This window comes from Xanthobacter sp. BG11Y11_SDJG (assembly GCF_057364445.1).
Genome location: NZ_JBNFNU010000511.1, coordinates 1 through 2,523 on the forward strand (window position 1 = coordinate 1; position 2,523 = coordinate 2,523).

The 2,523-nt window shown below is 71.9% G+C and carries 2 protein-coding genes and 1 pseudogene; all 3 read right to left on the reverse strand.

Annotated elements, in window-relative coordinates; genetic code table 11:
• Positions 1 to 650 (reverse strand): L,D-transpeptidase family protein (locus AC2W7M_RS23660; protein ID WP_486135396.1); only part of this gene is annotated, 650 nt, incomplete at its 3' end.
• 78 nt (positions 651 to 728) lie between these two features.
• A pseudogene (der, locus tag AC2W7M_RS23665) lies at positions 729 to 2,113 on the reverse strand (ribosome biogenesis GTPase Der).
• Positions 2,114 to 2,210: 97 nt separating this feature from the next.
• Positions 2,211 to 2,462, reverse strand: a complete 252-nt coding sequence (locus AC2W7M_RS23670) for a hypothetical protein (RefSeq protein ID WP_486135397.1) — start codon at positions 2,460 to 2,462, stop codon at positions 2,211 to 2,213.
• Positions 2,463 to 2,523: the final 61 nt, after the last annotated feature.

Below are 2,523 nucleotides of genomic sequence, written 5' to 3' on the forward strand. Positions count from 1 at the left end.
GGCGCCCCGGGGGCCTGCGGCGTCTGGCCGTCCTGGGGCGCGCCCTGGCCGGTGGCGGCCACCGCCAGCTCCTGCTCCAGGTTCTCGCTCATGACGAGGCCGGGATGCAGCACGTCCTCCGGCGCCGAATGGTTGTCGGCGATGATCACCGTGGTGCCGAGATGGGTGATGGAGAACAGCAGCTTGGCGAAGGCCAAGGGCAGGTGCACGCAGCCGTGCGAGGAGGGATAGCCCGGCAGCCCGCCCGCATGCAGCGCCACGCCGGACCAGGTGAGGCGCTCGGTATAGGGCATGGAGGCGTCGTTATAGAGCGAGGAATGGTGGTCCACGTCCTTCTGGAGGATGGTGAACACGCCGGTGGGCGTGCCGAAGCCCTCCTTGCCGGTGGACACCGTGGTGACGCCGATGCGCACGCCGTTGCGGTAGACGTAGGCCATCTGGTCCGACAGGTTCACCACCACGGCGACGAAGCCGTCGGGCGCGCGCTCGGGATGCCAGACGAACTCGCCCGGCTTCAGCGCCTTGATGGCCGCGAGGTCCGGATCGTCCGCCGCCACGGCGGGCAGCAGCGCGTCGAGCGCGGCGCCGGCGGCGATCAGGCCGGCGAACTGGAGGGTCCGGCGTCGGCCGGCGTCGAAATCAATGGCCATGGGGCTCCCCGCACCGGACCGCCGCCGGAATCCGCGGCGAATCGGCCCGGTGAACTTAACCCGAGCCGCCCGATGCGCTCAATCGGCGTAGGGGTTGGCCTTTTCGCGCAAAGCGATGCGGATCGGCACGCCGGGCAGGTCGAAGGTCTCGCGCAGGCCGTTGGAGAGATAGCGCAGATAGCTCTCCGGCACCGCGTCGGCGCGCGAGCAGAACAGCACGAAGGACGGGGGGCGCGCCTTCGGCTGCGTCATGTAGCGCAGCTTCACCCGGCGGCCGGACACCGCCGGCGGCGGGTGCGCGTCGGTCGCCTCCTGGAGGAAGCGGTTGAGCGGATTGGTGGCGATGCGCTTGTTCCAGCGCTTGTGGGCAGAGACGATCGCCTCCACCAGCTTGTCGAGCCCGTGGCCGGTGGCGCCGGAGAGCGCGACGATGGGCACCCCCTTCACCTGCGGCAGCAGGTGGTCCACCTGCTCGCGCAGCTTCGCCGCGAGGCCGCCGCGCGGCACGAGGTCGGTCTTGTTGTAGCCGATGACGAGCGCGCGGCCCTCGCGCTCCACCAGATCGGCGATGCGCAGGTCCTGCTCCTCGAACGGGCGGGTGGCGTCGATCAGCACCACCACCACCTCGGCGAACTTCATGGCCCTGAGGCCGTCGGCGGCGGAGAGCTTCTCCAGCTTGTCGTCGATGCGCGCGCGCTTGCGCAGGCCGGCGGTGTCGAACACCTCCAGCTTCACGCCCTTGTGCTCCATCTCCACGGCGATGGAATCGCGCGTGATGCCGGCCTCCGGGCCGGTGAGCAGGCGGTCCTCGCCGAGCAGGCGGTTGATGAGGGTGGACTTGCCGGCATTGGGCCGGCCCAGCACCGCCACCTTGATGGGGCGCTTCGGCTTGGCGTCGGCACCCTCGGCGTCGTCCTCGGCCGGCTCCACGTCGTCCGCATCCGCGTCGTCCTCGGCGAGGGCGGTCTGCGCGGGCAGCGCGTCGAGCAGGGCGTCGTAGAGTTCGGACAGGCCCTCGCCGTGCTCGGCGGAGAGCGGGATCGGATCGCCGAGGCCCAGCGCGAACGCCTCAAGCCGGCCCGCCTCGCCGCCCCGGCCCTCGCTCTTGTTGGCGACCAGGAGGGTGGGCTTGCCGGACTTGCGCACCAGGCTCGCGAAGGCGCGGTCGGCGGGGGTGAGGCCGACGCGGGCGTCGATCATGAACAGGATGGCGTCGGCATCGGCGATGGCGGTCTCGGTCTGGGCGCGCATGCGCCCTTCGAGGCTCGCCGGGTCCGCCTCCTCGAGGCCCGCCGTGTCGACGATGCGGAAGGTGAGGTCGCCGAGATGCGCCTCGCCCTCGCGCCGGTCGCGGGTCACGCCCGGCCGGTCGTCCACCAGCGCGAGCTTCTTGCCCACGAGGCGGTTGAACAGGGTGGACTTGCCCACATTGGGCCGGCCACGATGGCGAGGGTGAAGGACATGGATTCGGCTCGTCGCCCCTGCTGCGTGCGGGGTCTGGAAGGAGAAGCGGCGGCCGCAGCCTAGCACGGCGCCCGCCGGGGCGGGCGCGCCGCGCGGTCAGTTGGTCTGCTGGCCCGGCTTGGCCGCGGGGTCCGGCAGGCGGTCGAGGACGGCGTTGGAATTGCTCGGCTGCGACGGCGCGGCGGAATAGTCGACCCCCGGCACGCCTTCCGGGAACACCTGCTGGCGCGAGCCGGGCAGGCGCGTCTCCTTCTCGACGAAGGGGTTGAACTTCTCCATCGATTCGCAGCCGGCCAGCGACAGCGCGAGGCCGGCGGCGAGAGCGAGGCGCGCGAGCGCTTGCGTCATGGAGGACTCCCTCATTGGGTCGCCGGGCTCGCCGCGGGCGCGGCCGGCTCGGCGGGGGGCG